Here is a 22,595-nt window from a genome sequence, read left to right on the forward strand (position 1 = left end):
CACTCGCAGCGCGGCTTGTTTTTTCATTTTTAGAGGAAACGTAACATCGCTACTGATAAGTCGTCACATCGCATCAACGGTGAAATTACGGCACCGGAAGTGCGCTTGGTCGGAGTGGACAACGAGCCGCTCGGAATCGTGAAACTGGCCGAAGCGTTCCGTCAATCGGAACAGCTCGACGTGGATCTCGTCGAAATCGCGCCGCAGGCTTCGCCGCCTGTCTGCCGTTTGATGGATTACGGCAAGTTCAAGTATTCGGAAGCGAAGAAGCAGCACGAGGCGAAGCTCAAGCAGAAGATCGTGCAGGTGAAGGAAGTCAAATTCCGCCCCGGCACGGATGACGGTGACTACAACGTCAAGCTGCGCAACCTCACGCGCTTTCTCGAAGACGGCGACAAGACGAAAATCACGTTGCGTTTCCGCGGTCGCGAAATGGCGCACCAGGAAATCGGCATGCGCATGCTCGAACGTCTGAAGACGGATCTGGATGAAGTCGGCCAGGTCGAGCAGATGCCGAAGATGGAAGGTCGCCAGATGATCATGGTGCTTGCCCCGAAAAAGAAGGGTAAGTAACCGAAGGCAGTAAGGTGATGGATCGCGCGCCGCCCCACGCGGGAACAGGGCGGCTGGCGCGGCATTGCCGACGGTTTCAGGGCGGCGTCATTTCGGTGGCGTCGCTCATGAAAAGCGGCGGTTCTCAGGAACCGCTCGCCACAAGTGGAGCGTGGGTTTCGAAGGGCGGAAAGCGGTCTTGGCCGGCACGGAAAGATCAACCGCACACCCATGACCATCTAATAAACTGGAGTAGTTATGCCGAAGATGAAGACCAAGAAGAGCGCTGCAAAGCGCTTCGTGGTGCGTCCGGGCGGTACCGTCAAGCGCGGTCAGGCTTTCAAGCGCCACATTCTTACCAAGAAAACCACCAAGAACAAACGCCATCTGCGTGGCGCCACGGCCGTTCATGATTCCGATCTGAACTCCGTCCGCGCAATGCTGCCGTTCGCCTAACCTCAACTAACACTCCAAGGAGCGCAACATGCCTCGAGTAAAACGTGGGGTTACCGCACGGGCCCGTCACAAGAAAATCATTCGTCTGGCCAAGGGTTACCGCGGCCGTCGCAATAACGTCTATCGCATCGCCAAGCAGGCGGTCATGCGCGCAGGCCAGTACGCCTACCGCGATCGCCGCAACAAGAAGCGTGTGTTCCGCGCACTGTGGATCACGCGTATCAACGCGGCGGTGCGTCAGCACGACATGACCTACAGCGTGTTCATCAACGGCCTGAAGAAGGCTTCGATCGAACTCGACCGCAAGGTTCTGGCTGACATGGCTGTGTTCGACAAGGCTGCTTTTGCTGCGATCGTCAAGCAGGTGAAAGCCGCCGTTGCAGCCTAATTGCGAAATTAGTACTGCGTGGTTTGCCTTCTCGTCGCCGGGTCGTTGACGGCGGCGCTTCAGGCAGAAAACGGGGCTCTCACCGAGCCCCGTTTTCGTTGGACGGACGGTTTTGCGCATGACTTGCGAGCAATCATCAGGGCACGCGCAAAACCGTAATTCAGTTAGACCTTCGACGTTGAAAAGATGGGATCAATGGATCTGGACCAGATTGTCGCCGACGCGAAAAGCGCCTTTGAAAACGCCACCGATGCCGCCACGCTCGAAAACGAGAAGGCCCGCTTTCTCGGCAAGTCCGGCGCGCTGACCGAACTGCTGAAGGGTCTGGGTAAGCTCGATCCGGACGCGAAGAAGACCGAAGGCGCGCGCATCAACGTCGCGAAGCAGCAGGTCGAAGCGGCGCTCAACGCCCGCCGTCAGGCGCTGGCCGACGCGCTCCTGAACCAGCGGCTCGCCGAGGAAGCCATCGACGTCACGCTGCCCGGGCGCGGCGCGGGCGTCGGCACGCTGCATCCGGTGATGCGCACGTGGGAACGCGTCGAGCAGATCTTCGGCTCGATCGGTTTCGACGTCGCCGATGGTCCCGAGATCGAGACCGACTGGTACAACTTCACTGCGCTGAACAGCCCGGAGAACCATCCGGCGCGTTCGATGCAGGACACCTTCTATGTCGACGGCAAGGACGCCGAAGGACGCCCGCTGCTGCTTCGCACGCATACGAGCCCGATGCAGGTGCGTTACGCGCGCATGAACAAGCCGCCGATCAAGGTGATCGTGCCGGGCCGCACGTATCGCGTGGACAGCGACGCCACCCATTCGCCGATGTTCAATCAGGTCGAAGGGCTGTGGATCGAAGAGAACATCAGCTTCGCGGACCTGAAGGGCGTCTACACCGATTTCCTCAAGAAATTTTTCGAGCGCGACGACATCCTCGTGCGCTTCCGTCCGTCGTATTTCCCGTTCACGGAGCCGTCCGCCGAGATCGACATGATGTTCGAGCACGGCAAGAACGCGGGCAAATGGCTGGAGATCTCCGGTTCGGGCCAGGTGCATCCGGCGGTTATCCGCAACATGGGTCTCGACCCGGAGCGCTATATCGGCTTTGCGTTCGGCAGCGGCCTCGAGCGCCTGACCATGCTGCGTTACGGCGTGCAGGACTTGCGCCTCTTCTTCGAGAACGACCTGCGTTTCCTGCGCCAGTTCGGTTAAAGACGCCCAGCCCGCGGCGTTCGGCATCCAACGAGGCCGGACGAGAGACTCCAAACATTTTGAACGTAGACACACATGCAATTCCCCGAATCCTGGCTTCGCAGCTTCGTCGATCCCAAGCTCTCCACCGACGAGCTCGCCCACGCGCTGACCATGGCCGGTCTCGAAGTCGAAGACCTGCGCCCGGTCGCGCCGCCGACCACGAAGATCGTCGTCGGGCAAGTGCTGGAAGTGGCGAAGCATCCGAACGCCGACAAGCTCAACGTCTGCCAGGTCGATGCCGGCACGGGCGAACAGTTGAACATCGTGTGCGGCGCGCCGAATGTGTCGCCGGGCATCAAGGTGCCGGTCGCGCTGATCGGCGCGGTGCTGCCGCCGTCCGAAGCGGGCGGCGAGCCTTTCGCCATCAAGCCGACGAAACTGCGCGGCATCGACAGTCAGGGCATGCTGTGCTCGGCGCGTGAACTGAAGCTGTCTGAAGATCACAGCGGTCTCCTGATCCTTTCCGCCGATGCGAAGGTCGGCCAGGACATCCGCGAAGCGCTCAATCTCGACGACACCGTCTTCGAAATCAAGCTCACGCCGAACAAGGCGGACTGCCTCTCGGTGTTCGGCGTCGCGCGCGAAACCGCCGCCATCACCGGCGCGCCGCTGAAGGCGCTGGAGATGCCGCCCGTCAAGGTGACGCTCAACGAAAAGCTGCCGGTCAAAGTGCTCGCGCCGGACCTGTGCGGACGCTTCTCGGGCCGCGTGATTCGCGGCGTGAACGCGCACGCGAAGACGCCGCAATGGATGGTTGAACGCCTCGAGCGCTCGGGTCAGCGCAGCATTTCCGCGCTCGTCGATATCTCGAATTACGTGATGCTCGAACTCGGCCGACCGACGCACGTGTTCGACCTCGACAAGATCCACGGTGCGATCGAAGTGCGCTGGGGCAAAAAGGGCGAGTCGCTCAAGCTGCTGAACGGCAACACCGTCGAACTCGATGAAACGGTCGGCGTGATCGCGGATGATCGTCATGTCGAAAGTCTCGCGGGCATCATGGGCGGCGACAGCACGGCCGTCTCGCTCGACACGACCAACATCTATCTGGAAGCCGCGTTCTGGTGGCCGGACGCTATCCGCGGCCGCGCGCGCAAATACAACTTCTCGACCGATGCGGCGCATCGCTTCGAGCGCGGCGTCGATTATTCGACGACCGTCGAGCATATCGAACGCATCTCGCAATTGATTCTCGACATCTGCGGCGGCGAGGCCGGTCCGGTCGACGATCAAATTCTCAACGTGCCCGAGCGTCGTCCGGTGTCGATGCGCGTGGCGCGCGCGCATCGAATCATCGGCGTGGAGATCGGCGCGGAAGAGATCGCGCAGATTTTCACGCGCCTGAACCTCGCGTTCGAGCGCGACGGCGATACTTTCCGCGTCACGCCGCCGCCGTATCGCTTCGATATCGAGATCGAGGAAGATCTGATCGAAGAAGTCGCGCGCATCTACGGCTTCGAGAAGATTCCGGCGCGCCCGCCGGTCGCCGCGAGCGAGATGCGCCCCACGAACGAGACGAAGCGCTCGATCCATGTGCTGCGTCACGCCGTCGCCGCGCGCGATTATTCGGAGACGGTCAACTTCAGTTTCGTCGATGCCGAATGGGAGCGGGACTTCGCCGGCAACGACAATCCGGTGAAGCTGATCAATCCGATCGCGAGCCAGCTCTCGGTCATGCGCACGACCCTGTTCGGCAGCCTGATCGAAGTGCTGCGTCACAACCTGAATCGCCGCGCGGATCGCGTGCGCGTGTTCGAGGCGGGTCGCGTGTTCCTGCGCGATGCATCGGTGAAGGCGGGCGAGCTGGCTGTCGAAGGCTTCGCACAGCCGAAGATGATCGGCGGTCTCGCGTACGGCCCGGCGGTCGAAGAGCAATGGGGCGTGGCATCGCGCAACGTCGATTTCTTCGACGTGAAGGGCGATGTCGAAGCGCTCTTCGCGCCCGTCGTGCCGCGCTTCGTGAAGGCGGAGCATCCGGCGCTGCATCCCGGACGCAGCGCGCGCATTGAAGTGGCGGGGCGCGCGGTCGGCTGGATCGGGGAATTGCATCCGCGCTGGCTGCAAAAGTACGACCTGCCGCACGCGCCGATTCTCTTCGAAATCGAAGCCGAAGCGTTGATGGAACGCGCGCTGCCGGTGCCGTCGGAAGTATCGAAATTCCCGCCGGTGCGGCGCGATATCGCGATCGTCGTCGACCAGTCGGTGCCGGTGCAGTCGCTCATCGACGAGCTTGAAAACGCCCGTTCCGAGCCTGCCTGCAAGTACGTCACGAGGGTTGCGCTTTTCGACGAATTTCGTCCAAAATCAAATACTTCCGGTGGTTTGGGGGAGCATGAGAAAAGTCTTGCCTTCCGTGTAACGTTGCAAGATACTGGCGGCACGCTACAGGACGAAACGGTCGACACGGCCATGAAAACGCTGGTGGATCGCCTGGCTCGAGTACACGGCGCGCGGTTGCGCGGATAGCCTGCAGTTGGCCCGTCCGTATGGATCGCCAAGTCAAATCATGTTTCGCGCCGTTTTACCGATATGAACCAAATGAACTCGAGTGATTTCGAAGCCCTTCTTTCGGCGCAGCGCAGCGCCATGACCCGAGACAACACCGCTTCGGGCGCGATGTCGAACGACACGCCGACGCTCACGAAGGCTGAACTGGCCGAAATGCTTTTCGATCACGTCGGCCTTAACAAGCGCGAAGCGAAGGACATGGTCGAAGCGTTCTTCGAAGTCATCCGCGACGCGCTCGAAAGCGGCGACAGCGTCAAGCTGTCGGGCTTCGGCAACTTCCAGTTGCGCGACAAGCCGCAGCGCCCGGGGCGCAATCCGAAGACCGGCGAAGCCATTCCGATCGCGGCGCGGCGAGTCGTCACTTTTCATGCAAGCCAGAAACTGAAGGCGCTGGTCGAAACGGGCGCGGAGACGAGCCTCGCTCGTTGACGCGTTCCATGCGCCGATAGGCGCTTCTTGCAGTCCGACCGCCGCGCTTCAATCGACATCACTCAAACGATGGTTGATCGACGATGGAAAAAGTCGTCTTGCCTCCGATCCCGGCCAAGCGTTATTTCACGATTGGCGAAGTCAGCGAACTGTGCGGTGTCAAGCCGCACGTATTGCGCTATTGGGAACAGGAGTTCACGCAGCTGAGGCCGGTCAAGCGGCGGGGGAATCGCCGGTATTATCAGCACCACGAAGTCTTGCTGATCCGGCGCATTCGCGAGTTGCTGTACGAGCAGGGCTTCACGATCAACGGCGCGCGCAATCGGCTCGATTCGCAGGGGCGCGCCATCGACGACGACGCCATGAACGCCGATGCTCGCGCCGTAGCCGAGCAGCAGCAACCGGTCGATGTAGACGCGTTGCGGCGAGAGATCATGCAAGTCATCGACTTGTTGGGCGGGTGACAAGGAAAGCCGCGATATTGCATCGCGGCTTTTTTCGTTCTGACGTCAAGCCTTAAGCGGGCGCGACGCGTGCGGTTTGCGTGGGTCCGGCCGCCGACCAATAGACGATGCTCGGGCCGACGCCCCACGGCGGATAGATGCGCCAATCGTCGACACCATGATGGAAGAAATAGAGCGCGAAGAATCCGCCGCGATGACGGTTGGGCGCGCTCAGACAAACGTAGCGGCTGCCGCCCGGATAAATACGACCGAAGCGCGTGACGCGCGCAGCACTCGCCGCGCTGAACCATCTTGCGATTTCGGCGCGTAGCGAGGATGGGGGACGATCAGGCAGGGCGCGGCGTGGCCGGACGGGGCCGCGGGCTGACGAAGGCATTGCAGTGCCGCTCCTTAAGTGTCACGCGAAGAATAGAGCTTAAGTTGCTGGCGGGCAAGTATTTGTTGCGGTTTTGGCGACTTGAGAAAGACGCGTGGCGGTTCGGAGAATTATCGGCAGAAAAGCAAAAAGCCCACGCGATGATGAATCGCGTGGGCTTTTTATTCTGGTCGGGGCGAGAGGATTTGAACCTCCGACCACCTGCACCCCATGCAGGTACGCTACCAGGCTGCGCTACGCCCCGAAAGAGCAAAAGTATATCAGAGCGAATCGAATAGTAGAACTGCTGCGGCGATTTTTGCTGCAAATCTCGCAGAATCCACTTCCGTCGCTGGAAGAGGAAACCGGATCAGGAAGCCGCCACCGACGACGGCTCACCGCGCACCGCCGATCCGCCATCCGCTCTGACAGGCGAGCCCGCGAACCGCTGACGCTTGCGAAACCGGAGCGCCATCACGAGCGACACAGCGCACGGGATCAGATAGACAAGCACGCGCCCGGACCACGCCGTCCGCGATGCAACGCTCTCATACTGCGTGTGGTCATGAAAAATAGCGGACGCGAAGACCATTGTCAGCGTGAAATCTAGAACCATCGCCAGAAAGCAGAAGACGAAATAGATCAGCGCGCCGTTCCACAGCAGTTTGCCGTGGCTCGCATTGATCGTGCGGCAAACGAACAGCACGATAGCAAGCAATAAGAAGTTGAAAAACAACGGAATCCAGGGGAAGTCCATGTGTGTGATGCCTCGTGCGAAGAAGGAAAGCCGGTCCGGAACCGGACGCCGGCGCGATCTTCACACGAGGTCGAGAACGCTTGAATAAGAGTATTCCTAATCAGTTTGGCTGATCCCCGAGCGTCTCAGAAAGGAAGTCGATGAACGTGCGGACCTTCGTCGTCATGTATTTGCGGCTCGTGTAGACCGCATAGACCGATGGCGCGAAGGCCGCATAGTCCGGCAACAGGCGCACGACCGCACCGGACGCCACTTCGTGGTCGATCATCCACAGCGGAAAATACGCGAGCCCCATGCCGGCATGGACGAGCTGCAGCGCCATGGAACTGTCGTTGGTCTTGAGCACGGCGTGATTCTTCGCGATGAACGCACCGTCCGGACCCGTCAGCGTGACGGATTCGATATTCGTATAAGTCGGCAGAATCAGTCGATGACGCGCCACGTCATCCGGATGACGCGGCTCGCCGTGGCGGTCGAGATACGCGCGCGAGCCCACCAGCACGAAGGGCGTCTTGCACAGCGGCCGGACGATCAGCGAAGGCGACGGCTCCGATGTCGCGCGCAACGCCATGTCGTAGCCTTCCTCGACGAGATCGACGAAGCGGTTCTCCAGCCGCAGATCGACGAGCACGTCCGGATAACGCGCCTGATACGCGACGAGCATGTCCGCGAACCGTCGATTGGCGAACCAGCCGGGCGCCGTCACTTTCAGCACGCCTTGCGGCTGCGCGGTCTGCACGCCGACCGCCGCCTCGGCCGCCTTCAGAATGTCGAGCGCCTCGCTGCATTGTTCGTAATAGACGCTGCCCGCTTCGGTGAGGCTCAGATGGCGCGTCGTCCGGTTAAGCAGCCGCACGCCCAGTTGACGCTCCAGATTGGCGACGTGCTTGCTCGTCATCGCGGTCGAGATGTCGAGGCGCTCGGCGGCCTTCACGAAGCTGCCCGCTTCGACGACTTCGCGGAACACGCGCAAGCTGGTCAGAGCATCCATCGGTTATTTCTTCGCGGGAAACAAAACGGCGATGTTAGCGCCATTTCCCGACGCGTTCACTTCGGCCATTCGTCGAGCGCGTCGTTGAAAAGCGAAGCGACGACGCCGCGCAGCCAGCGAATGCGCGAATCGTTATGAAACTTGCGATGCCAGTGCTGCCGCAAATCGAAGCGCGGCAGCGGAAGCGGCGGCTCGGCGAGCGTGATCGACGCATGTTCGGCGACATACGCGAAGCCGATCGCATGCGGCACCGTCGCGATGAGATCCGTGCGCGACAGGATGAACGGCAGGCTCATGAAGTGCGGCGTTTCGAGCACGGCGCGGCGTCGCACGCGTTCCTTGTCGAGATAATTTTCGAGCACTTCCTGGCTGCGTCCTTCGGCGCGCACGACGGCGTGTCCGCATTCGACGAAGCGCTCGAGCGTGAGCGGCTCGTTCGCGTACGGATGATCGCGCCGCATCAGACAAATGAATCGATGCGAAAAGAGCCGCTGTTGGAAAAAATTGTTGCCGCGCAGGTCGGGAAAGTAGCCGACGGCCAGATCGATTTCACCGGCTTCCAGCCCGCGTTCCACATCGCCATGCGATGCCGACACCGACCGCAGATTCGCGCGCGGCGCGTCCTTCGCGAAGGCCTGCAACAGACGCGGCAGGAACACGATCTCGCCGACATCCGATAACGCGATCGAGAACGTATCCGTGCTCGACGACGGATCGAAGTGCTGCGTATCCAGCAGCCCGCGTTCGATTTTGCCGAGCGCGTCGCGCGCCGCGGGCACGAGCGCGAGCGCGCGAGGCGTCGGTTCCATGCCGCGCGATGTGCGCACGAAGAGCGGATCGTTGAAATACTCGCGCAGCCGCCCGAGCGCCGTCGAGACGCGCGGCTGGCTCACGCCGAGCCGCTCGGCCGCGCGGCTCACGTTGCGCGTCTCCTCGATCGCGACGAGGTACGGAATCAGGTTGAGGTCGAGATCGTGCATGCGGGTGGCGTCGTCCACGCTATTTGCATTGGTCTAACCGCGCCGCGCGACCATGTCCGACACGCGCTGCGCCGCGTCCTGCAATGGGTCCAGAAACGCCTTCACCATCTGCTTCGCGTTCTTGCGCTGCGCGTTGCCGCTGATGTTGAGCGCCGCGATGATGCGGCCTTGCCGGTCGCGGATCGGCGCGGACATCGAAATCAGGCCTTCTTCCAGTTCCTGATCGACGATCGCCCAGCCCTGGCGGCGCACGACGGCGATCGCTTCCTTCAACGCGCCCCGGTCGACGATCGTATGCGGCGTGCGCGCGGAGATATCGCTTGCGTCGAGCACGGCGTCGAGGCGGTCGTCGTCGAGCGCGGACAGCAGCACGCGGCCCATCGACGTGCAGAACGCAGGCAGGCGGCTGCCGATCGACAGATTCTGCGTGATGATCTTGTGCGTCGGCACGCGCAGCACGTAGACGATCTCCGCGCCGTTGAGCACGGCCGCCGAACAGCTCTCGTGCACCTGTTCGACAAGATCTTCCATGACCGGCTCGGCGAGGTTCCAGAACGGCATCGAGGTGAGATAGGCGAAGCCCAGGTCCAGAATCTTCGGCGTAAGCTGAAACAGCCGGCCATCGGCTTCGACATAGCCGAGCGCCTGCAGCGTCAGCAGAATGCGCCGCGCGCCCGCACGCGTGAGGCCCGCGGCGGCCGCCACTTCGGTGAGCGTCTGCGCGGGGCGGTTCGCATCGAACGAGCGGATGACCGCGAGCCCGCGCGCGAACGACTGCACATAGGCATCGCCGGGGCGGGAGGGCGCGTCTTGCGCGTCGGACGGCATCGGTTGAGCGGTAGATGATGTGTTCATGGATCTCGCTTAAAGCAGCGCAAGCAGTTCCAACGGGTCGGTACAAACCCGAGAATCATGCGAGCTTCGTTGACACGGCAACGAACGCGGGACTAACATGCCGATGTTCGCTAAACGAATCCATGTTCGCATGACGAACATTTCGATGCAAGAGGGCGCGGGAGCGGGTATACCCCGGCTTCGAGCGCACATGCGCTGGCGGTTTCACAAGGCGGCGAGCAGGCGACGCCTGAGTCTCGTCGACAGGAGAGCAACGCAATGATCAACAAGATTTTCGATTCGCTCGCGTCGGCGGTGGCCGACGTCCACGATGGCGCGACCATCATGATCGGCGGTTTTGGCACGGCGGGCATGCCGTCCGAACTGATCGACGCGCTCATCGAGCAGGGCGCGCGCGATCTGACCATCGTCAACAATAACGCCGGCAACGGCGACACGGGTCTCGCCGCGCTGCTGAAGGCGAAGCGCGTGCGCAAGATCATCTGCTCGTTCCCGCGCCAGACCGATTCGCATGTCTTCGACGCGCTGTATCGCGCGGGGGAAATCGAACTGGAACTCGTGCCGCAGGGCAATCTGGCAGAGCGCATTCGCGCGGCGGGCGCGGGCATCGGCGGTTTTTTCACGCCGACCGGCTACGGCACGAAGCTCGCGGAAGGCAAGGAAACGCGCGAGATCGACGGCAAGCATTACGTGCTGGAATCGCCGCTGCACGCGGACTTCGCGCTCGTGAAGGCGTTCAAGGGCGACCGCTGGGGCAATCTGGTCTATCGTAAAACGGCGCGCAACTTCGGGCCGATCATGGCGAGCGCCGCGAAGACCGCCATCGTGCAGGTGTCGAAGGTCGTGCCGCTCGGCGAACTGGACCCTGAAAATATCGTGACGCCGGGCATCTTCGTGCAGCGCGTCGTGGAAGTGCCGCAAGCGGTGCATCAAGCCGAACTCGCTGCCTAAGGACGAAAAAGCCATGAAGAAACTCACTCGTGATGAAATGGCCAAGCGCGTGGCCGCGGACATTCCGGAAGGCGCGTATGTGAACCTCGGCATCGGCGTGCCGACGCTCGTCGCCAATCACCTCGCGGCGGATCGCGAAATCTTTCTCCATAGCGAAAACGGATTGCTCGGCATGGGCCCCGCGCCCGCGAAAGGCGAGGAAGACGACGAACTGATCAACGCCGGCAAGCAGCACGTGACGCTGCTGACGGGCGGCGCGTTCTTCCATCATGCGGATTCGTTCGCGATGATGCGCGGCGGCCATCTCGATTTCTGCGTGCTCGGCGCGTTCCAGGTGTCGGCCAAGGGCGATCTCGCCAACTGGCACACCGGCGCACCGGACGCGATTCCCGCCGTCGGCGGCGCGATGGACCTCGCCATCGGCGCGAAGCAGGTCTACGTGATGATGGAATTGCTCACGAAGCAGGGCGAAAGCAAGCTGGTCGCCGACTGCTCGTATCCGGTGACGGGCGTGCAGTGCGTGAACCGCGTCTACACGGATCTTGCCGTGTTCGATGTGACGCCGGAAGGCTTCGTCGTGCGTGAGATCGTCGATGGTCTGTCGTTCGACGAACTGCAGAAGCTGGCGAACGTGCCGCTGCAATACGCGCCGATTTCCGAAGCAGCCTGAGAGTCAGCCTGAGAGACACAACAGAAAACTGGAGCAACCGATGAAAGAAGCATTCGTATGTGATGCCATCCGCACGCCGATCGGCCGTTACGGCGGCGCGCTCTCGTCCGTGCGCGCCGACGACCTGGGCGCGGTGCCGCTGCGTGCGCTCGTCGAGCGCAACAAGGAAGTGGACTGGGAAGCCGTGGAAGAAGTGATCTACGGCTGCGCGAATCAGGCGGGCGAGGACAATCGCAACGTCGCGCGCATGTCGGCGCTGCTCGCGGGGCTGCCGGTCGGCACGCCGGGCTCCACGGTCAACCGCCTGTGCGGCTCGGGCATGGACGCGGTCGGCATCGCGGCGCGCGCCATCAAGTCCGGCGAAGCGGGATTGCTGATCGCGGGCGGCGTCGAAAGCATGAGCCGCGCGCCTTTCGTGATGGGCAAGGCCGCGACGGCGTTCGCGCGCCAGGCCGAGATTTTCGATACGACCATCGGCTGGCGTTTCGTGAATCCGCTGATGAAGAAGCAGTACGGCGTCGATTCGATGCCCGAGACGGCCGAGAACGTCGCCGACGACTACAAGGTGAGCCGCGCCGATCAGGACGCGTTCGCGCTGCGCTCACAGCAGAAGGCGTCGCGCGCGCAGAAGGACGGCACGCTCGCGCAGGAAATCACGCCGGTCACGATCCCGCAAAAGAAGGGCGATGCGGTCGTCGTCACGCAGGACGAGCATCCGCGCGAAACGACGCTCGAAGCGCTCGCGAAGCTTAAGGGCGTCGTGCGTCCGGACGGCTCGGTGACGGCGGGCAACGCGTCGGGCGTGAACGACGGCGCGGTCGCCATGCTGATCGCCGATGAAGACAGCGCGAAGCGCCACGGCCTCATGCCGCGCGCGCGCATCCTCGGCATGGCGACGGCGGGCGTGCCGCCGCGCGTGATGGGCATCGGTCCGGCGCCGGCGTCGCAAAAGCTGCTCGCGCGCCTCGGCATGACCATCGACCAGATGGATGTGATCGAGCTGAACGAAGCGTTCGCGTCGCAAGGGCTCGCCGTGCTGCGCATGCTCGGCGTCGCCGACGATGATGCCCGCGTCAATCCGAACGGCGGCGCGATCGCGCTCGGCCATCCGCTCGGCGCATCCGGCGCGCGGCTTGTGACGGCGGCGACGTATCAGCTGCATCGCACGGGCGGCCGCTACGCGCTTTGCACGATGTGCATCGGCGTGGGGCAGGGCATCGCGATGGTCATCGAGCGTGTCTGATCGCATGTTTTCATCGACCGGACGGCTCACCGATCTGATCTGCGGCAACGCCGAAGCCAACGCCGTATGGTCGCCGCGCGCGACCGTCCAGGCGATGCTCGATGTCGAAGCGGCGCTCGCGCGGGCGTCGGCGAAAGCGGGCGTGATTCCGCCGGACGCGGTCGATGCGATCGTCGCCGCGTGCGACGCCGACAACATCGACGCCGCCGCGCTGATGACCGGCGCGGCCGCCGGCGGCAATCTCGCGATTCCGCTCGTCAAGCAACTCACGGCCGTCGTGAAGGCGAGCGATGAGCAGGCCGCGAAATACGTGCACTGGGGCGCGACGAGCCAGGACATCATCGATACGGGCGTCGTGCTGCAGCTTCGCGCCGCGCTCGATTTGCTCGATGCCGATCTGCGCGTGCTCGCCGATTCGCTCGCGGCGCAGGCGGAGAAGCATCGCGCGACGCCGATGATCGGCCGCACATGGCTTCAGCAGGCGCTGCCGATCACGCTCGGCCTCAAGTTCGCCCAGTGGCTCGATGCCGTCACGCGGCATCGCGCGCGTCTCGCGGATCTGCGCGCCCGCGCGCTCGTGCTGCAGTTCGGCGGCGCGGCGGGCACGCTCGCGAGTCTGCGCGAGAAAGCGCTGCCCGTCGCGCACGCGCTCGCCGACGATCTCGGCCTGCAACTGCCCGCGCTGCCGTGGCATACGCAGCGCGACCGGATCGCTGAAGCTGCGTCGTTTCTCGGCATGTTGACGGGCACGCTCGGCAAGATCGCGCGCGACATCTCGCTGATGATGCAGACCGAACTCGGCGAAGTCGCCGAACCGGCGGCGGCGGGCAAGGGCGGTTCGTCGACGATGCCGCACAAGCGCAATCCCGTCGGCTGCGCGGCGGTGTTGACCGCGGCGACGCGCGCGCCGAACCTCGTCGCGACGATCTTCGCCGGCATGGTGCAGGAGCACGAACGCGCGCTCGGCGGCTGGCAGGCCGAATGGGAAGCGCTGCCCGATCTCGCGCGGCTCACCGCCGGCGCGCTCGCGAACGTGAAGGGCATCGTGCCGGGGCTGGAAGTGAACGTCGAGCGGCTCGCGGCGAATCTCAACGCGACCAACGGACTCGTGCTCGGCGAAGCGGTGATGCTCGCGCTCGGCGACGCCATCGGCCGGCTGGACGCGCACAAGCTCGTGGAAGGCGCATCGAAGGCGGCGGTCGCGAACGGGCAATCGCTCTACGACGTGCTCGCCGCCGATGAAACCGTCGCGCGCCATCTGTCGCCGGAACAGTTGAAGTCCTTGCTCGATCCGGCCAATTACGTCGGTCAGGCGCAAGCGTTCGTCGATGCCGCGCTGGCGCAGCATCGCGCGACGGCGTGACTAAGCTCGCGCCGCACAAACAAACAGGAGCACAACCAACATGCCTCTCGCCGCTGTAAACGGAACCCGGATTCACTACCGCGTCGACTCGACAGCCGGCGACCACGCGCCGTGGCTCGTGCTGTCGAATTCTCTCGGCGCGGACGTCTCGATGTGGACGCCGCAAATCGAGGCGTTCGCGAAGCATTACCGCGTCGTGCGCTACGACACGCGCGGCCACGGCCACTCGGACGCGCCGCAAGGTCCGTACACCATCGACCAGTTGATCGGCGATGTCATCGGCCTGATGGACCATCTCGGCATCGAGCGCGCCAACTACTGCGGACTGTCGATGGGCGGGCTGACCGGCATCGGACTGGCCGCACGTCATCCGGAGCGGTTCTCGCGCGTGGTGCTGTCGAACACGGCGGCGCTCATCGGCTCGGACGCCGTCTGGACGCCGCGCGCCGCGAAAGCGCGTGAGACGAACGGCATGGCCGCGCTCACGGATGCCGTCATCGCGCGCTGGTTCACCGCGCCGTTCGTCGAGCGGGAGCAGCTTGCGCTCGCCAATATCCGCGACGTGTTCCGCCACACGTCGGGCGACGGCTACGCATCGAATTGCGAAGCGATCCGCGACGCCGACCTTCGCGAGGAAGCGAAGACCATCGCGCTGCCGGTGCTCGTGATCGCGGGCACGCACGATCTTTCGACGACCGCCGAGCAGGGCCGCGAGCTGGCGGGCTATATCGATGGCGCGCGCTACGTCGAACTGGACGCGGCGCATCTGTCGAACATCGAGAAGCGCGACGAGTACACGCGCGCCGTGCTGGACTTCCTCGGAGAAAAACAATGACTGACGACGAACGTTACGAAGCCGGCATGAAGGTGCGCCGCGCGGTGCTGTCCGACGCGCACGTGGACCGGTCGCTTGCGAATCGCACGGAATTGACGACCGAGTTTCAGAACTTCATCACGCGCTATGCGTGGGGCGAGATCTGGACGCGCGACGGCTTGCCGCGCCATACGCGCAGCCTCATCACGATCGCGATGATGGTCGCGCTGAACCGCAGCGAGGAACTCGCGCTGCACTTGCGCGCCGCGAAGAACAACGGCGTCACGCAGGACGAGATCAAGGAAGTGCTGATGCAAACGGCCGTTTATTGCGGCGTGCCGGCGGCGAACTCGGCGTTTCACTTGGCGCAGAAGATATTCGACGAGGAAAGCAAGGCGGGCGGGCAGTAAGCGCGCGTTTTTGTTTTCTTATGGAAAGCCGTCGCCCGGAATTCCGGCGGCGGCTTTTTCCTTTCTAGAACGCGTAGTACGGTCCATTGCCCGCGGGCGTGGCGCGTCCTTCCAGCGCGGTGAACACGCGCCTGCCGTAGAAGAACGGCAATCCCCAGTCGAAGAAACCGTTCGCGGGCCCGGCCAGATTGTTGAACGCGTAATTGCCGCTCGCGAATAGCGCCGTCGATTTCGCGACGCTGAACGAAACGTCCGCGGTGACGCCTGTCGTCGAGCTGAGCGTCGCGCTCAACGCCTGCGTCGTCGCGGGGCAAAACCACACGCCGCATGCCGTGAGCGTCGCCGATGGAAAGAACAGGCCGTTCGATCCGCTGTCGATGAAGCTCGATCCGTACTGGCTGCCGGAGAAGCTCGTCGAGACGTAGCCGGTGACCGAGTTCGACTTCAGCACGGTTGCGTCGCCGAGCACATTGTTTGCCTGCGATCCGATGCCGAAGGTCATCGTTCCCGTCACCGTCGAAGCGCCTTCCGGCGGCACCGCCGGCAATTCGATCAGCACGCCGTTGTTGTCGGATGCGAAGCGCGAGACCGGATTCGTCACCTGCTGCGCGACCGCGAGCGCGCTCGCCGAGCAGGCGCCCGGGGTGCAGCTGTAATACCAGCGCGGCATCGCCGAATTCGCGCAGCCGGCGCCGCAATCGGCGATGAACGGGCCGACGCCCAGGATGCCGTTGCCGCGCAGCTTCGTGGTGTCGAGCATCGGCAGGCCCGATTGCGCGCAATCGGCGGCCGCGCCGGGCACGGCGGAATCCGCGATCAACTGAACCGACGTCGCGCTGGCGACCTGACCGGCGAGGCGGACGTCGGCCTGTCGCACCGCGCCCCACGTGTAGCCCGAGCCGAACACCGCGCACTCCGCCATCGCGGTATTGGTCGCGTTGCCGGCGACGAGCGGCAGCGCCATCGACGGATTCAGCGCCGAAGCGAGAATGCGCAGCCCTTGCGAGCCGGTATCGACCTGAATGTTGTCGATCGTCTGGCACGTATCGGTGCCGGGAATGCACAGCGTGACGCTCGTTTGCAGCATGTTGCGCGTGCCGCTCGCGATGCCGGCGATGCGGATCGGCTGCACGTTGGGCGTCGTCGACTGCACGACGACGTTGCTGGCCGGCGCGGGAAGGCTCGCGGTGGAACTCGCGGCGGCGGGAGCGCTTGCTGCCGACGGCGTGCTCGCCGCCGCCGGCGCGCTGGTTGCCGCCGGCGCGCTGGCGGGCGCGGGGCTGGCGCTGGTGCTCGAACTGCCGCCGCCGCCGCATCCGTGAAGCAGAGTGCAAAGCGCGACTGCCGAAAGAGAAAGAAGGGCGCGGATCGTCATGTCTGGTCTCCCGCGCTCACTGAATATCCGCAGCCGTGACGCCCGGCGGCAGCGCCGTTGCGAGCCACGCGCGGCCGCTGAACTCGCGCAGCCGCGTGCGGTTTTCGACGAAGAGATCGCCATCCGCGACGCGCGCCGTGTGCAGGCCCCCATTGCCCGCCGATGCGTTCGCGCCATTCCTGAAGCGCTGGAAGTACGCGCCGAGCAGCGTCTGCACGTCGGGCATCGCGGGGCCGCGCCAGGACACGGCGTAGACGGTGCCGGTCGAATCCACGTACTGCCTCACGACGATGCCGTTCGCATCGGTCGTCTCGCGGTAAGTCGCAAGCCCGCTTTCCGACCGCCGCACGACCGCGCCATCGGATGCATCCGCTGCGCGCGCTGTCGCGCCGAGTTGTGCGTGGCAAAGCGGACATGCGCCGAGCAATGCGATCATGACGGCCCGAAACAGATACTGAGGATGTCTTATGTTCTTCACTGCGTTCCCTCCGACTTTATTAGGAGTGTTCCTATTTTTGAGATCGGATTTTAGGATGAATGCGAGGCCGGGCGATACGGGTAAGCCAAAGCGGTGAAGAACGCCGTGAGAAGTGAAGATGTGCCTTTAAAACAAGGTGTTGCGCGAACCGGGACGGCATTTCGTCGATTTACGTGAATGTCATAAATTGTCAAAGTGCGCGAAAAGCGGTGCAATTATCGATTGAGCGGCGCATGGCGATCGTTGCCGAATCGATCCCAAGCTGCGGCGAGCCAGTCGCCCGTCATCGACGATTGATCGCGCGCAGCGTTCGGACGCGCGACCCGCCGATGCCTCTTTTTGCACGGCTGTCCGCCGGACCGGTAAAATGCTGGGTTGATCCACGGACGAACGCCGTGGCGTAGCGGAAGGACTTTCCAGACATGACAGATTTTCGTGTGACCAAGCGGGTGGCTGCGCTCTTCACGGTGGCCGGTATCGTGGCGGGATGCGGCACGTCTTCTCCCACCGCGATCAATTACAAGAGCGACCAGCGCTCGAAGCAGTCGTCGCTCGCCATTCCGCCAAACCTGCTCGACGAAGCGGGCGATCAGCGTTCGCTGCCGCCGCAAAGCGGGCAGGCATCCCTCTCCGATCTCCAGCAGGTCCGGAAAGTCGCGCCCGATGCGCCGACCGTCGTGCCGCCCGTCTCGGGCATGCACATCCAGCGTGACGGCGCGGAACGGTGGCTCGTCATCGACGGCAAGGCGCCGGATCAGGTCTGGCCGCAAATCCGCCGTTTCTGGCAGGAGCAGGGCTTCCTGCTCGTCGTCGATTCGCGCGACAAGGGCGTGATGGAAACGGACTGGAACGAAACGCATCCGCAGATTTCGGACGGCCTGATCCGCGACACGCTCGCCAAGGCCACCGGCAATTCGTATGTCACGGCCGAGCGCAACAAGTACCGCACGCGTCTCGAAGCGGCGCCTAGCGGCGGCACCTACGTGTTCATCAGTCAGAAGGGCATGCGCGAGGCGCTGACCGGCATCAACAACGATACGAGCCAGTGGCAGGCGCGCCCCAACGATCCCGCGCTGGAAAACGAATACCTGAAGCGGCTGATGTCGTCGCTTGCCTTGGCGGATACGCGGCAGGCGTCGGGCGTCGCCGGCTCGTCGGACGCGGGCGCGCAAGCGGCGAACGCGAGCGCACAGCCGGCCAAGAGCGGCGATTCGAAAGCCGCCACTGTGGCTGCGCAAAACGCGGCGAACGCAGGCAACAGCGCGATCCGGAACGAATCGGTGCCGGAGGCGGCATCGGCGCAGTTGACGCTGCCCGAGGCGTATGACCGCGCGTGGCTGCGCGTGGGCATCGCGCTGGATCGCGCGAGCTTCACCGTGGACGATCGCGACCGCGCGCGCGGCGTGTATTACGTGCGCTACGTGGATCCGAACGACAAATCGGCGCGCGAACAAGGCTTCTGGAGCCAGGTCTTCCACGGCCGCAAGGAAATCATCGCGAAACAGTATCAAGTCAACGTCCGCGCGATCACGGAAGCCCAGACGCGCGTTGCTATCGTCAATGACAAGGGCGAAGTCGATTCTTCACCGCAGGCGCGTCAGATCATGGCGCTGCTCGCCGACCAGATCAGCTAAGCCGCTGTTTCTGCAAGCGCAGTTTTCATCGCGTGCAAACCGCCTCTTCACGAGGCGGTTTTTTTTCGACTTGTTTTCCCGCTGCGCGAACTTCTTTTTCGCTTTCTTTTAAAACGCCAGCGGACGCGCGCGATATAAACCGCACACAGATATTGCGCTGACAATAGTTTTTATCGCCGAATGTGCGCAATAGCTTATAAAAATTGGCGCGCGAACAGTACATTGCGTGCATGGCGAGATTCCTTCGCCGCACGTAGTTCCGACGATGGCGCAAGCCCGCTTTCACCGTAGTCGACCCAGACAATCAAACAATGGCTCGCCCCCGCGAGCCCCGATGGCCCCGTCGCCTATCCTCGTAGGGCGACGGCTTTTGCCCGCGTTTCCAACGAAACGCGGGCTTTTTCTTTATCCGTACGATATGCGTTTCAGGCACGCTTTGCGGCGCGCGTTTATGCTTCGCTTTTAACCTTTTACTGAAAACAGGGAGAATTGCTCATGCAGGAAGTCGCCGTCGTCGCCATTTTCGTCGCCAAGCCAGGAAAGGAAGAAGAACTGAGGCAACTGGCGGAAGCCAACGTCGAGCCCACGCGCCAAGAGCGCGGCGCGCTTCAGTACGATCTGCATCGGGATATCAAGGAGCCGCGCCGCTTTATCTTCGTCGAGCGCTGGGAAAGCGAAGCCGCGCTCGCGGAGCACGGCAAGACGGCGCATATTCAGGCGTTTCGCGCGAAGTCGCCCGAGTTCGTCGAGCATGGCGAAGTGCACGTCGCGAGCAAGCTGCTCTGAGCGTGCGGCGCGGGCTGCGCGCCGTCGGGCGTCATCAGTGCGTTGCTTGCGGGACGTCGAGAATGAGGATGATGGTCCAGTCCGCCTCGCCGTCATGGTGATACTGACGTTCCGCGACGATAAACGGCTGCTGCTTGCCATCCGGCCCGAGAAAAAGCACGTCGCCTTCCATCGGCAGACATTCGATCGGCGGCAGCGCCAGAAACGCGTCCTTGTTCGCGTTGCGCGGCATCAGCTTTTCGATCTTGCGCGATGCCGCTTCGGTCCATTCGATATCGAGCTGGATATTGCTCATGCTGTCGTTCGCACGGTGAGTGCGCTCCACGGTTGAATCGTTGAAAAAGACGATGCGCAATGTAGCACACGCCGTGCTCGTTCCGTGGCACGCGTCGCATGAAAAACGGCTCGCGGGCGTGAACCCGCGGGCCGTTCTTTTCGCCACGCGAACGAATGGCGCGATCAGATTTCCTCGTACAGCGGCAGTGTCAGGAATTCGGTGAATTGCTCCGACGTCGACATCGTTTCGAAGATCTTCGCGGCGCGTTCGTACGGCTTCGTGTCGCTGCCCGAGCCGCCGACGGTCGCCTTCACTTTCTCCAGCTCATCGATGGTGATTTCGCGCACCATCGCCGCCGTGACCTTGCGGCCGTCGGCGAGTTTGCCCTTCGGCGAGCGAATCCATTGCCACACTTGCGAGCGCGAAATTTCGGCGGTCGCGGCATCTTCCATCAGGTTGTGGATCGGCACGCAGCCGTTGCCCGCGAGCCACGAGCCGAGATAGTGGATGCCGACGTTCACGTTGTTGCGCAGGCCCGCTTCGGTGATCGGCGCTTCCGGGCGGAAATCGAGCAGATCGTGCGCGGTCACCAGCACGTCGTCGCGCTGCTTTTCGATCTGATTCGGCTTGTTGCCGAGCACCTTGACGAACTCTTCCATCGCGATCGGCACGAGCCCCGGATGCGCGACCCAGCCGCCGTCGTAGCCGTCGGTGGCGTCGCGGGCCTTGTCGGCGCGCACGCCGCCCATCGCCTTGTCGTTCGCGGCGGGATCGTTCTTGATCGGAATCAGCGCGGCCATGCCGCCGATTGCCGGCGCATTGCGCTTGTGACACGTCTTCAGCAATTCGAGCGCGTAGGCGCGCATGAAGGGCACGGTCATCGTGATTTGCGAGCGGTCCGCGAGGCAGAAGTCCGGGTCGTTCTTGAACTTCTTGATCGCGGAAAAGATGTAATCCCAGCGGCCCGCGTTGAGGCCGGAACTATGCTCGCGCAGTTCGTAGAGGATTTCGTCCATCTCGAACGCGGCAAGGATTGTTTCGACGAGCACGGTCGCGCGAATCGTGCCGCGCGCAATGCCGATGCCTTCCTGCGCCGCGACGAAGATATCGTTCCACAGACGCGCTTCGAGATGGCTTTCCATCTTCGGCAGATAGAAGTACGGGCCGCTTCCGCGCGCAATCAGCTCCTTCGCGTTGTGAAACAGGAACAGCGCGAAATCGAAGATGCCGCCGGAGACGCGCTGGCCATCGACGGTCACATGCTTTTCGTCCAGATGCCAGCCGCGCGGGCGCACGATCAGCGTCGCGACCTTGTCGTTCAGCTTGTACGACTTGCCGTTTTGCTCGAGCGAAATGGTGCGGCGCACGGCTTCCTTGAGATTGATCTGGCCGACGATCTGGTTCTCCCAGACCGGCGCGTTCGAATCCTCGAAGTCGGTCATGTAGGAGTCCGCGCCGGAGTTGAGCGCGTTGATGATCATCTTGCGCTCGACCGGCCCCGTGATCTCCACGCGACGGCATTGCAGGTCCTTCGGCAGCGGCGCGACTTTCCAGTCGCCTTCACGGATGGCCTTCGTCGCTTCGAGAAAGCCGGGGCGCTCGCCGGCATCGAGCCGCTTCGTGCGCTCGACGCGCGCGGCGAGCAATTCCTGGCGGCGCGGCTCGAACTGACGATGCAGCTTCGCGACGAACGCGAGCGCATTGGGCGTGAGGATCGATTCGAAGCCGGGCTGGATATCGGCCGAGATTGCCATGCCTTCGGGAAGCGTGAGCGGATTCGACGATTGCGTCATGTGTTTTCTCCTTGGTCGGTCAGACGGTTTTGCTATTGCAGTTGTACTTTCAATGCGATGTGCGCTTCACGCGCCTTCGATGAACACGACGAGCTCGGTCATGTCGCGTCCGGTTTCATGCGGCGCGACCCCCAAATTCTCGAGAGGCAAAGCCGCGCGATTGATCCAGAACGTCGTGTAGCCGAACCACGTCGCGCCCGCGACGTCCCATCCGTTCGACGACACGAACACGATCTCCCGCGCCGCCGCGCGCGTTGCGCCGAACGCGCGCGTGCCGAGTTCGTACGCGGCGGCGGCGGGCTTGTAGGCGCGCACGGAATCGACGGAAAGGACGTGATCGAAGAGGCCCGACATGCCGGCGCTTTTCACGGCGATATCGAGCATCGGCGGATTGCCGTTCGAGAGGATCGCGAGCGGAATGCCGAAGCGGTCGCGAAGCGCCTTGAGCGCGGGCAGCGCGTCGGGGAACGCCGACAGGCACGCGTATTCGTCCATCAGGCGCTTCTCGGCGACGCTCGTCAGCGATGACGCAAGCCCGAGCCGCGCGGCGGCGTGGCGCAGCGCGTCGAGCGTGATGTCCCAGAACGGCGCGTAATGACTGCCGGACGGATCGGCGAGCGTGCGCAACTGCGTGTATTCGATCTGCTTCTGACGCCAGAGCTGCGAGAGCGCGTTTCCGTTGCCGGGGAAAAGCTGCTCGGCGGCCGCGATGACCGAATGGACGTCGAAGAGCGTGCCGTAAGCGTCGAAGATGACTGCGCGGGGAGATGCGGACGAACCGGATGAAGTTGCGTGTGTCGTTATGGCCGACATAG

27 protein-coding genes and 1 tRNA gene are annotated in these 22,595 nt (G+C 63.3%); 16 read left to right on the top strand and 12 right to left on the bottom strand.

Translation table 11 applies throughout. From position 1 onward, the window contains the following. The first annotated feature begins 45 nt into the window (after positions 1-45). The 7 genes from infC to AWB72_RS23615 all read left to right on the top strand — a co-directional run bounded on the left by infC (position 46) and on the right by AWB72_RS23615 (position 6,048). Positions 46-573: a translation initiation factor IF-3 gene (gene infC, locus AWB72_RS23585; protein WP_084592761.1), complete on the top strand. Its 528-nt coding sequence runs from the start codon at positions 46-48 to the stop codon at positions 571-573. Positions 574-810: 237 nt separating this feature from the next. Next, a complete protein-coding gene (rpmI, locus tag AWB72_RS23590; protein WP_004191477.1) occupies positions 811-1,008 on the top strand; it encodes a 50S ribosomal protein L35 in 198 nt (65 codons plus the stop codon). A 28-nt stretch (positions 1,009-1,036) separates the two neighbouring features. Then, entirely contained in the window at positions 1,037-1,396 is a 360-nt protein-coding gene (gene rplT, locus AWB72_RS23595; protein WP_008350196.1) for a 50S ribosomal protein L20, read from the top strand. A 195-nt stretch (positions 1,397-1,591) separates the two neighbouring features. After that, a complete protein-coding gene (pheS, locus tag AWB72_RS23600) occupies positions 1,592-2,605 on the top strand; it encodes a phenylalanine--tRNA ligase subunit alpha (protein ID WP_040049341.1) in 1,014 nt (337 codons plus the stop codon). A gap of 75 nt (positions 2,606-2,680) precedes the next feature. Further along, positions 2,681-5,113 (top strand): phenylalanine--tRNA ligase subunit beta, encoded by a 2,433-nt coding sequence (gene pheT / locus AWB72_RS23605; protein WP_040049342.1) that lies wholly within the window; start codon positions 2,681-2,683, stop codon positions 5,111-5,113. A gap of 63 nt (positions 5,114-5,176) precedes the next feature. Beyond that, entirely contained in the window at positions 5,177-5,584 is a 408-nt protein-coding gene (locus AWB72_RS23610; RefSeq protein WP_040049343.1) for an integration host factor subunit alpha, read from the top strand. 83 nt (positions 5,585-5,667) lie between these two features. After that, complete coding sequence (locus tag AWB72_RS23615; RefSeq protein WP_040049344.1) at positions 5,668-6,048, top strand: MerR family transcriptional regulator; 381 nt, start codon at positions 5,668-5,670, stop codon at positions 6,046-6,048. A gap of 52 nt (positions 6,049-6,100) precedes the next feature. Here the strand turns inward: AWB72_RS23615 and AWB72_RS23620 are convergent, their stop codons facing one another. The 6 genes from AWB72_RS23620 to AWB72_RS23645 form a co-directional block, all read right to left on the bottom strand. Further along, a complete protein-coding gene (locus AWB72_RS23620) occupies positions 6,101-6,424 on the bottom strand; it encodes a hypothetical protein (RefSeq protein ID WP_052449756.1) in 324 nt (107 codons plus the stop codon). Positions 6,425-6,591: 167 nt separating this feature from the next. Continuing rightward, positions 6,592-6,668, bottom strand: a tRNA-Pro gene (locus tag AWB72_RS23625). A 105-nt stretch (positions 6,669-6,773) separates the two neighbouring features. After that, the gene (locus AWB72_RS23630) at positions 6,774-7,160 is read right to left on the bottom strand and encodes a hypothetical protein (protein ID WP_040049345.1); all 387 of its coding nucleotides are present in this window, start codon (positions 7,158-7,160) and stop codon (positions 6,774-6,776) included. Positions 7,161-7,260: 100 nt separating this feature from the next. Beyond that, positions 7,261-8,151, bottom strand: coding sequence for a LysR family transcriptional regulator (locus AWB72_RS23635; RefSeq protein ID WP_040049346.1), 891 nt, complete (start codon positions 8,149-8,151; stop codon positions 7,261-7,263). Positions 8,152-8,207: 56 nt separating this feature from the next. Further along, the gene (locus AWB72_RS23640) at positions 8,208-9,131 is read right to left on the bottom strand and encodes a LysR family transcriptional regulator (protein WP_040049347.1); all 924 of its coding nucleotides are present in this window, start codon (positions 9,129-9,131) and stop codon (positions 8,208-8,210) included. A gap of 33 nt (positions 9,132-9,164) precedes the next feature. Then, a complete protein-coding gene (locus AWB72_RS23645) occupies positions 9,165-9,986 on the bottom strand; it encodes an IclR family transcriptional regulator (RefSeq protein ID WP_052449757.1) in 822 nt (273 codons plus the stop codon). A 258-nt stretch (positions 9,987-10,244) separates the two neighbouring features. Here AWB72_RS23645 and AWB72_RS23650 point away from each other — a divergent pair, with 258 nt between their 5' ends. The 6 genes from AWB72_RS23650 to pcaC are packed head-to-tail and all read left to right on the top strand — an operon-like array spanning position 10,245 to position 15,437. Next, positions 10,245-10,937, top strand: coding sequence for a 3-oxoacid CoA-transferase subunit A (locus tag AWB72_RS23650; protein WP_040049349.1), 693 nt, complete (start codon positions 10,245-10,247; stop codon positions 10,935-10,937). A gap of 13 nt (positions 10,938-10,950) precedes the next feature. After that, entirely contained in the window at positions 10,951-11,607 is a 657-nt protein-coding gene (locus tag AWB72_RS23655) for a 3-oxoacid CoA-transferase subunit B (protein ID WP_040049350.1), read from the top strand. 40 nt (positions 11,608-11,647) lie between these two features. Next, the gene (gene pcaF, locus AWB72_RS23660) at positions 11,648-12,850 is read left to right on the top strand and encodes a 3-oxoadipyl-CoA thiolase (protein WP_087128768.1); all 1,203 of its coding nucleotides are present in this window, start codon (positions 11,648-11,650) and stop codon (positions 12,848-12,850) included. A 4-nt stretch (positions 12,851-12,854) separates the two neighbouring features. Next, the gene (locus tag AWB72_RS23665) at positions 12,855-14,213 is read left to right on the top strand and encodes a 3-carboxy-cis,cis-muconate cycloisomerase (protein ID WP_040049352.1); all 1,359 of its coding nucleotides are present in this window, start codon (positions 12,855-12,857) and stop codon (positions 14,211-14,213) included. A gap of 40 nt (positions 14,214-14,253) precedes the next feature. Further along, complete coding sequence (gene pcaD / locus AWB72_RS23670; RefSeq protein ID WP_040049353.1) at positions 14,254-15,048, top strand: 3-oxoadipate enol-lactonase; 795 nt, start codon at positions 14,254-14,256, stop codon at positions 15,046-15,048. Beyond that, positions 15,045-15,437: a 4-carboxymuconolactone decarboxylase gene (pcaC, locus tag AWB72_RS23675; protein WP_040049354.1), complete on the top strand. Its 393-nt coding sequence runs from the start codon at positions 15,045-15,047 to the stop codon at positions 15,435-15,437. Before pcaD ends, pcaC begins: the two co-directional genes overlap by 4 nt. A gap of 64 nt (positions 15,438-15,501) precedes the next feature. Here the strand turns inward: pcaC and AWB72_RS23680 are convergent, their stop codons facing one another. After that, a complete protein-coding gene (locus AWB72_RS23680; protein WP_374728917.1) occupies positions 15,502-16,524 on the bottom strand; it encodes a DUF3443 domain-containing protein in 1,023 nt (340 codons plus the stop codon). Between AWB72_RS23680 and AWB72_RS29825 the strand changes: the two genes are divergently transcribed. Then, positions 16,505-16,759, top strand: a complete 255-nt coding sequence (locus AWB72_RS29825) for a hypothetical protein (RefSeq protein ID WP_374728918.1) — start codon at positions 16,505-16,507, stop codon at positions 16,757-16,759. The genes AWB72_RS23680 and AWB72_RS29825 overlap by 20 nt on opposite strands. 69 nt (positions 16,760-16,828) lie before the next feature. Here AWB72_RS29825 and AWB72_RS23685 read toward each other — a convergent pair whose 3' ends face one another. After that, the gene (locus tag AWB72_RS23685) at positions 16,829-17,290 is read right to left on the bottom strand and encodes a DUF2844 domain-containing protein (protein ID WP_244285726.1); all 462 of its coding nucleotides are present in this window, start codon (positions 17,288-17,290) and stop codon (positions 16,829-16,831) included. Between the two features lie 422 nt (positions 17,291-17,712). Here AWB72_RS23685 and bamC point away from each other — a divergent pair, with 422 nt between their 5' ends. Beyond that, positions 17,713-18,924 carry an NlpB/DapX family lipoprotein gene (gene bamC / locus AWB72_RS23690; protein ID WP_040049356.1) on the top strand — a complete coding sequence of 404 codons (1,212 nt, stop codon included), beginning with the start codon at positions 17,713-17,715 and terminating at the stop codon, positions 18,922-18,924. Positions 18,925-18,949: 25 nt separating this feature from the next. On the opposite strand, the gene AWB72_RS28660 is transcribed toward bamC, so the two are convergent. Beyond that, entirely contained in the window at positions 18,950-19,156 is a 207-nt protein-coding gene (locus tag AWB72_RS28660; RefSeq protein WP_143754677.1) for a hypothetical protein, read from the bottom strand. A 263-nt stretch (positions 19,157-19,419) separates the two neighbouring features. Here AWB72_RS28660 and AWB72_RS23695 point away from each other — a divergent pair, with 263 nt between their 5' ends. Continuing rightward, complete coding sequence (locus tag AWB72_RS23695; protein ID WP_040049528.1) at positions 19,420-19,710, top strand: putative quinol monooxygenase; 291 nt, start codon at positions 19,420-19,422, stop codon at positions 19,708-19,710. 34 nt (positions 19,711-19,744) lie between these two features. Here the strand turns inward: AWB72_RS23695 and AWB72_RS23700 are convergent, their stop codons facing one another. The 3 genes from AWB72_RS23700 to AWB72_RS23710 form a co-directional block, all read right to left on the bottom strand. Continuing rightward, a complete protein-coding gene (locus AWB72_RS23700) occupies positions 19,745-20,005 on the bottom strand; it encodes a hypothetical protein (RefSeq protein ID WP_040049529.1) in 261 nt (86 codons plus the stop codon). A gap of 164 nt (positions 20,006-20,169) precedes the next feature. Further along, entirely contained in the window at positions 20,170-21,780 is a 1,611-nt protein-coding gene (gene aceB, locus AWB72_RS23705; protein ID WP_087128770.1) for a malate synthase A, read from the bottom strand. A 66-nt stretch (positions 21,781-21,846) separates the two neighbouring features. Next, a complete protein-coding gene (locus tag AWB72_RS23710) occupies positions 21,847-22,593 on the bottom strand; it encodes a haloacid dehalogenase type II (RefSeq protein WP_040049358.1) in 747 nt (248 codons plus the stop codon). Positions 22,594-22,595 lie beyond the last annotated feature (2 nt).

The organism is Caballeronia concitans (assembly GCF_001544615.1).
GTDB lineage: Bacteria > Pseudomonadota > Gammaproteobacteria > Burkholderiales > Burkholderiaceae > Caballeronia > Caballeronia concitans.